Annotated in this window: 9 protein-coding genes and 1 pseudogene; 4 read left to right on the plus strand and 6 right to left on the minus strand. The window is 72.4% G+C overall.

The annotated features are described in order from the left end of the window. Window positions 1–275: pseudogene (locus E1281_RS35580) on the minus strand (PucR family transcriptional regulator); the annotation flags it as partial. 107 nt (window positions 276–382) lie between these two features. Between E1281_RS35580 and E1281_RS35585 the strand changes: the two are divergent. Further along, on the plus strand, window positions 383–1,294 hold the full coding sequence (locus E1281_RS35585; protein WP_131884098.1) for an alpha/beta hydrolase: 912 nt from the start codon (window positions 383–385) through the stop codon (window positions 1,292–1,294). 82 nt (window positions 1,295–1,376) lie between these two features. On the opposite strand, the gene E1281_RS35590 is transcribed toward E1281_RS35585, so the two are convergent. Next, entirely contained in the window at window positions 1,377–2,651 is a 1,275-nt protein-coding gene (locus tag E1281_RS35590) for an aspartate kinase (protein WP_131884099.1), read from the minus strand. A 198-nt stretch (window positions 2,652–2,849) separates the two neighbouring features. Between E1281_RS35590 and E1281_RS35595 the strand changes: the two genes are divergently transcribed. Together E1281_RS35595 and E1281_RS35600 are read left to right on the plus strand one after the other, a co-directional pair. Further along, entirely contained in the window at window positions 2,850–3,206 is a 357-nt protein-coding gene (locus E1281_RS35595; protein WP_131884100.1) for a hypothetical protein, read from the plus strand. A 268-nt stretch (window positions 3,207–3,474) separates the two neighbouring features. Next, on the plus strand, window positions 3,475–3,780 hold the full coding sequence (locus E1281_RS35600; RefSeq protein WP_131884101.1) for a hypothetical protein: 306 nt from the start codon (window positions 3,475–3,477) through the stop codon (window positions 3,778–3,780). Here E1281_RS35600 and E1281_RS35605 read toward each other — a convergent pair. From E1281_RS35605 to E1281_RS35620, 4 genes are all read right to left on the minus strand, one after another. Further along, window positions 3,774–4,322, minus strand: a complete 549-nt coding sequence (locus E1281_RS35605; RefSeq protein WP_131884102.1) for a DUF5063 domain-containing protein — start codon at window positions 4,320–4,322, stop codon at window positions 3,774–3,776. The two genes, E1281_RS35600 and E1281_RS35605, sit on opposite strands and share 7 nt — an antisense overlap. Continuing rightward, window positions 4,315–4,914 carry a recombination mediator RecR gene (gene recR / locus E1281_RS35610; protein WP_131884103.1) on the minus strand — a complete coding sequence of 200 codons (600 nt, stop codon included), beginning with the start codon at window positions 4,912–4,914 and terminating at the stop codon, window positions 4,315–4,317. The genes E1281_RS35605 and recR overlap by 8 nt, the downstream gene beginning before the upstream one ends. Window positions 4,915–4,944: 30 nt before the next feature. Then, window positions 4,945–5,352 (minus strand): YbaB/EbfC family nucleoid-associated protein, encoded by a 408-nt coding sequence (locus E1281_RS35615; protein ID WP_243717733.1) that lies wholly within the window; start codon window positions 5,350–5,352, stop codon window positions 4,945–4,947. A gap of 217 nt (window positions 5,353–5,569) precedes the next feature. Beyond that, on the minus strand, window positions 5,570–6,157 hold the full coding sequence (locus tag E1281_RS35620) for a hypothetical protein (protein WP_131884105.1): 588 nt from the start codon (window positions 6,155–6,157) through the stop codon (window positions 5,570–5,572). Window positions 6,158–6,310: 153 nt separating this feature from the next. Between E1281_RS35620 and E1281_RS35625 the strand changes: the two genes are divergently transcribed. Then, a partial coding sequence (locus tag E1281_RS35625) for a pentapeptide repeat-containing protein (protein WP_207943692.1) occupies window positions 6,311–6,640 on the plus strand: 330 nt, incomplete at its 3' end.

A 6,640-nucleotide genomic window follows, 5' to 3' on the forward strand; every position in this document is an offset into this window, starting at 1 on the left:
GTGCCGACCTCCTCACCGTCGAGCGTGATGGGCGCGGTGCTGGACGCGGGCGGCGGCGGCCCGGACGCCTGCCCGCCGTCGGGCGCGACACGGATCACCCGTCCGGAGCCGTGGATCCGGATTCCGGCCACGCACCCGGCCAGGCCCGCCGAGGCGCGGGCGAGGACCGGGAGATCCACCCGCCGGCGCATCAGCGTGTCGTAGAACGCGACGACGCGGATCGCACCTTCGGCGTACGAGTCCAGTCCCGACAGCCGTACCGCCAGTGCCTCCATGGCCGAAGGATAGGGGACGGGCGACGCACCGAACGGCGCGTGATCGGGGTGGGACGCGCGACGGACGGCGGATGATCCCGGCGATGGCGTCCGTGAGGATGAGCGTTATGGATCCCGAACTCGATGCATTCATCCCGTTTCTTCCGAAAGTCGACCTGACGGACCCGGTCGCCGCACGCGGGAAGCTCGCCGAGCTGGCCGCCGCGGCGCCGAGCGCGGCCACCGCCGCGCCGGACACCGCGGACATGGAGATCGAGACCCGCACGGTGCCCGCCGACCCGGACGTGCCGGTACGCACCTACCGCCCGGACGGGGCACGGAGCGCCATCGTGTGGATGCACGGGGGCGGCTGGGCCCTGGGCGACCTGGACACCGAGCACCCGACGGCCGCCCGGATCGCGGCGGCCTCCGGCGCGATGGTGGTCTCGGTGGACTACCGCCGGTCGCCCGAAGCCCGGTACCCGGCCGCCCTGGACGACGTCTCCGCCGTCCTGGCGTGGACGGCCGAGCACGCGGCCGACCTGGGCATCGACCCGGACCTCGTCGCGGTCGGGGGGCACAGCTCCGGCGCCGCGCTCGCGGCCGCCGCGGCGTTGCGGGTACGGGACGCGCAGGGGCCGCCGATCCGTTTCCAACTGCTCAACCAGCCCGTGCTGGACGACCGGCAGGAGACGTGGTCGCAGCGCAACTTCACCGACACGCCCTGGCAGGATCGCTACACGATCGCCGCTGTGTGGCGCCACTACCTGGGCTCCCAGTCGGCCACACCGTACGCCGCCCCGGCCCGCGCGACCGACCTGTCCGGCCTGCCGCCGGCCTACGTCGCCACCGCGGAGTTCGACCCGCTCCGCGACGAGGGCATCGACTACGCGGTGCGCCTGATGCGGGCGGGCGTCTCGGTCGAGTTGCACCAGTGGCCCGGCACGTTCCACGGCTCGCAGGCGATCCTGTCCGCCGAGGTGTCGCAGCGGCAGATCGCCGAACTCGGCGCCGCCCTGCGCCGCGCCCTGTCCGGGTAGGGGCACCACCGCCCGCCGGTTCCGCCGCCCGGGTCGCGTCCTCTGGGGACGAGCCGGGCGGCGGTCGCGGTCTCGGGCCGGGTCAGCGGCCGGTGCCTCCGTAGACGACGGCTTCGACCTGCTCGGCGTCGAGGTCGAAGGCGTGGTGTGCGGCGACGACCGCGGAGTCGATGTCGTCCTGGGCGACGACGACCGAGATCCGGATCTCCGACGTGGAGATCATCTCGATGTTCACCCCGGAGTCGGCGATCGCGCTGAACAGCTTGGCCGTGACGCCCGGGGACGAGCGCATCCCGGCCCCGATCAGCGACACCTTGCCGATCCGGTCGTCGTAGCGGAGCGCCTCGAACCCGATGCGCTCCTTCAGCTTGTTGAGCGCGGTCAGCGCGGTCTGCCCGTCGGTGGCCGGCAGTGTGAACGAGATGTCGGTGCGGCCGGTGGACGCCGCCGACACGTTCTGCACGATCATGTCGATGTTGATCTCGGCGTCGGACAGCGCGGTGAAGATCGCGGCGGCCTCGCCGACCTTGTCCGGCACCCCCACCACCGTGATCTTGGCCTCGCTCCGGTCGTGCGCGACGCCGGAGATGATCGCCTGCTCCATGTCGTGTCCTTCGATATCGCTGCTGTCGACGACCCAGGTGCCCTCCTTCGTGCTGAAGGACGACCGCACATGGATCGGGATGTTGTAGCGGCGCGCGTACTCCACGCAGCGCAGGTGCAGGATCTTCGCGCCGTTCGCCGCCATCTCCAGCATCTCCTCGTAGGAGATCCGCGGGATCTTGTGGGCGGCCGGCGCGATGCGCGGGTCGGCGGTGAAGACCCCGTCGACGTCGGAGTAGATCTCGCACACGTCGGCGTCCAGCGATGCCGCCAGCGCGACCGCGGTGGTGTCGGACCCGCCGCGGCCGAGCGTGGTGATGTCCTTGGTTCCCTGCGAGACGCCCTGGAAGCCGGCCACGATGCAGATCGAGCCCTCGTCCAGCGCGGTGCGGATCCGTCCCGGCGTCACGTCGATGATCTTGGCTTTTCCATGCGAGCCGTCGGTGATCACGCCCGCCTGGGAGCCGGTGAACGAGCGGGCCTCGTGGCCCAGGTTCGCGATGGCCATGGCGAGCAGGGCCATCGAGATGCGCTCGCCCGCGGTGAGCAGCATGTCCAGCTCACGGCCCGGCGGCAGGGGGCTGACCTGCTCGGCCATATCGATGAGATCATCCGTCGTGTCACCCATGGCGGACACGACGACGACGACGTCGTTGCCCGCCTTCCGCGTCGCGACGATGCGCTGGGCGACCCGCTTGACGCCATCGGCGTCGGCGACGGAGGAGCCACCGTACTTCTGCACGACAAGAGCCACGAGTGGGCGCTCCTCGAATCGGGGTCAGGCGTACCGAACGACGAGTCTACCGAGACCGGCCTAGTGGAATACGGCCAGGTAGCGCACTCGGGCATCTATGATCGACTCCCCGACGCCCCGAGCGCATGCGCAGGCGAGGCCGGTTCTGCGGCCGCGACGGCGGGGCGTTCCCCCTCATCCCCCTTCACAAGGAGCGTCATGGCCGATTCCGTCAAGATCCAGGTGACCGGCAACCCCGATCAGGTCCGCCCCGTTCTGGAGCAGGCACTGCAGCCCGAGGGCTTCCGTTTCACCTGGGAGAACCCCGCGGAATGCATCATCGAGAAGGGCAGCCGCACCAAGGCGATGCTCCTCGGGGCGTTCGGCACCCACTACAAGTACCGCATCATCCTCCGTCCGCAGCAGGACGGCAGCCTGGTCGTCGACGCCGGGCTCGCCACGACCGGCATGTCCGGCGGCGCCGTCGGCGTCGCCAAGGTCCGCAAGAAGCTGGACGAGGTCGGCCGCGTGCTCGTCACCGCCTTCCAGAACAGCGGCACGCTCATCAGCGCTTGAGCTGAGCGCGCGGCACACCGGATCGGCCCGGCCTGATCTCGGGCCCTTCCCCAGAGGCCGGCCAGCCGCACCTCCTGCCGCGGCGACGCGGCGGCGGGTGCGGCGGCGGCCCCGCCGCGGCCGGCTCCTGCGGATCTTCCGCGCGGACCACCCGGGAGGGGGGTCGAGCGTCTATGTAACGGCAGGGGTCGGCGGGACGGCGTGGTTCGTCTCGTCCGCCCGTGATCCGTTGCGTCCGCGCCACGGCCCCGGCGGGGCGTGCGCGGCCGTGACCGAGCTGATGGGAGAGCTGATGGCCGAGCTGCCGCGGGTCCGCAGAGGGCCGCTGGACTCGTTGTACGCGGCGCTGCGGCGCCGGGCGCCGCAGATCGCCGCGACGCGTCCGGACGGCGAGGACGCCGGGCTGCGCGTCACCTACCGGGGGCAGACGGCCACGGTCGTCTGGGACGGTGAGCTCGAATCGTACGCGTGGGAGTCCGAGGCGGGCGGGCAGATCGGCTCGGACGCCGAGAAGGCGGCCGAGGTGGTCGCGTGGACGCTGGGCGCATCGGGCGGTCCCGGCGCGCCCTACTGAGCGGCGGCGACTTCGGGGGCGACGTCCAGACGGGCGTTGGCGACGAAGGCGTGCAACGCGCGCAGAGCCGCGCCGGCGTGGTTGCCCCAGTGGTTGAAGTAGGAGTACTGCCACCACCAGAGAGCTTCCAGGGGACGGTCCTGCTGGTAGTGGCGCAGCCCGTGGACGAGGTCGCTGGCCACGTCGACCAGGTCGTCCGACAGGCGGTAGGACGTCGGTTCGGTGTCCTTGTACGGGTCGAAGACCTCGACGTACTCGTCCAGGACCACGAGACGTTCGGACAGGCCCTGCCGGACGGCGTCGAGGTCGGGGTCGTCGCCGACCTCCGGCTCCCAGTTGTCCGGAAGGATCACGTCGGCGCTGGCGCCGAGCTGCGCACCGGCCAGGATGACCTGCGACACCTCCAGCAGGAGCAGCGGGATGGTGTGCGTGCCGCCGTCGCCGCGGGCGACGGCCTCCAGGCCGTTCAGGTAGTTGTCGACGTGGCACGCCACGCGTTCGGCGAGGGCGTTCCAGTCCTGCGGGCTGTTGGTGTCAGACATCGAGCAGCCTCCGTCCTTCGAATGCGCGGCCCAGCGTGACCTCGTCGGCGTATTCGAGGTCGCCACCCACCGGCAGGCCGCTGGCCAGACGGGTGACGGTGAGGCCCATGGGCTTGACGAGCCGGGCGAGGTACGTCGCCGTCGCCTCGCCCTCCAGGTTGGGGTCGGTGGCGAGGATCAGCTCGGTGACCGCTCCGTCCGCGAGGCGCTGCATCAGCTCACGGATGCGCAGGTCGTCCGGCCCGACGCCCTCGATGGGGCTGATCGCGCCGCCGAGCACGTGGTAGCGGCCGCGGAACTCGCGGGTCTTCTCGATCGCGACGACGTCCTTGGACTCCTCCACGACGCAGATGACGCGGGGGTCGCGCCGCGCGTCCCGGCAGATCCGGCACTCCTGCTCCTCGGCGACGTTGCCGCACGTCCCGCAGAAGCGGACCTTGTCCTTGACCTCCTTGAGCGCCTTGCCGAGACGCTCGACGTCGGCCGGGTCGGCGGCGAGGAGGTGGAAGGCGATCCGCTGCGCGCTCTTGGGGCCGACGCCGGGCAGCCTGCCCAGCTCGTCGATGAGGTTCTGGACCACCCCTTCGTACAACGGACCCCTCCTTTCTGTGTAACGGCCGGCTCAGGCGCCGGAGCCGCTCGATCCGCCGGGGCCGCCGAGGCCGGGGAAACCGCCGGGCAGCCCGCCGCCCCCGCCTTGACCGCCGCCCAGGCCGGGGATGCCGCCTCCGCCGCCGAGCCCCTCGGCGAGCGGCCCCATCTTCTCCTGCTGCAACTGCTGCGCCTCGCGGCCGGCGTCGCGGATGGCGGCCAGCACCAGGTCGGCGATGGTCTCGGCCGTGTCGGCCGGGTCATCGGCGTCGATGGCCTTCGGGTCGATCGACAGACCCGTGACCTCGCCCTGCCCGTTGACCGTGGCGGTGACGAGCCCGCCGCCGGCGGTGCCCTTCACCTCCGCCTCCGCCAGTTCGCGCTGGGCACTGAAAAGCTGCTCCTGCATGGCCTGCGCCTGCTGGAGCAGTTCTTGCATGTTCAACTGACCACCGGGTTCCACGGTGCACTCCCTCTTCCGGCCCCCCGAAAGGGCCTTCTCTCTGGCGCTCCGCCAGCCACCGGACGTCCGTCCCCCGAGACTACGGGTTCCCGGCGCCCCGCCGTAAGTACGGGCACCGGTACGGCCCGGCGGAGATGATCTTGGCCGGGGCGGCTCCGCGTGGCGCCGCCCGGCGACCGGCCCCGGTCCGCCCCTACGGCTGGGCGGGAGCCGAGTTGTCGATCTCGCGGATGATCTGGCCGCCGAGTTCGCGCTGGATGAGCGCCATGCCGCTCATCTCGGCCTCGGTGCCGTCCGCGTCCGCGTCGCCGTCCGGGTCGACCTCGTCGCTCTCGTCCATCGGCGCGGGTTCGGGCGGCGGCGGAGGCTCGTCCGGTGGAGGCGGCGGCGGTTCCGGGGCCGGTTCGGGCCTCGGGGCAGGCGGCGGGGCTTGCGGCCGCGGCTGTTGCTGTGGAACCGGGTTCGGTGCGGCCGCACCACCGAACCCGCCATTAGGGCCCGGCCGGGCGGGCGGCGGACCCGCGGGCGCCCCGCCGACCACGGTCTCGATCCGCCAGTCGACGCCCATCCGCTCCTTGAAGACCTCGCGGAGAACCGCGTCGCGCCCCCCGTTGACGAACCCCAGCCGACGCCCCTCGGCGTCGAACCCGAGGGTGAGCACCTTCCCTTCGAGCGACACCGGCTGGACCCCGGACATGATGACCATCCAGGTCGCCCGGCTCTTCTGCTTGACCGCCTCGACGACGTCCGGCCAGAGCCGCTGCACGGCTCCAAGGTCCATCCCCCCACCGGAATCCGCGGACGGACCGCCTGACGCGCCTTCGGCCGGGCCGGCGGGAGGCGCCTGGCGCGCTGCCCCGCGGTTATCCACAGAACCACGTTCCGCCGACCCCGTGGCCGCGCCGGAGTCGACACTGGGAGCGGAATAACCCCCTTGCCCAGACGAAGCCTGGACTCCTCCAGCACCACCGCCGCCCCCTTGCGCGGGACCCCCCTGGTCCGGACCCGCCTGCGCAGAACCGCCCTGCGCGGGTCCACCCTGCGCGGGTCCCGCCTGTGCCGGGCCTCCCTGGGCGGGACCACCCTGCGCGGGGCCTGCCTGCGCGGGGCCGCCTCGGGCCGGGCCTCCCTGTGCCGGGCCTCCCTGCGCAGAACCACCCTGCGCAGAACCACCCTGCGCCGGGCCTGCCTGCGCGGGGCCGCCTCGGGCCGGGTCTGCCTGTGTGAAGCTTTGCTGGGGCTGGCCCTGGGCGGGGGGTGGTGG

Source organism: Actinomadura sp. KC345 (genome assembly GCF_004348515.1).
Taxonomy (GTDB): domain Bacteria; phylum Actinomycetota; class Actinomycetes; order Streptosporangiales; family Streptosporangiaceae; genus Spirillospora.

Excerpts from the sequence above, each read along its gene's own strand:
- E1281_RS35595 (WP_131884100.1), top strand. The coding sequence starts at position 2,850 with ATGGCCGATTCCGTCAAGATCCAGGTGACCGGCAACCCCGATCAGGTC.
- E1281_RS35620 (WP_131884105.1), bottom strand. The coding sequence starts at position 6,157 with ATGGACCTTGGAGCCGTGCAGCGGCTCTGGCCGGACGTCGTCGAGGCG.
- E1281_RS35615 (WP_243717733.1), bottom strand. The coding sequence starts at position 5,352 with ATGCAAGAACTGCTCCAGCAGGCGCAGGCCATGCAGGAGCAGCTTTTC.
- E1281_RS35585 (WP_131884098.1), top strand. The coding sequence starts at position 383 with ATGGATCCCGAACTCGATGCATTCATCCCGTTTCTTCCGAAAGTCGAC.
- E1281_RS35605 (WP_131884102.1), bottom strand. The coding sequence starts at position 4,322 with ATGTCTGACACCAACAGCCCGCAGGACTGGAACGCCCTCGCCGAACGC.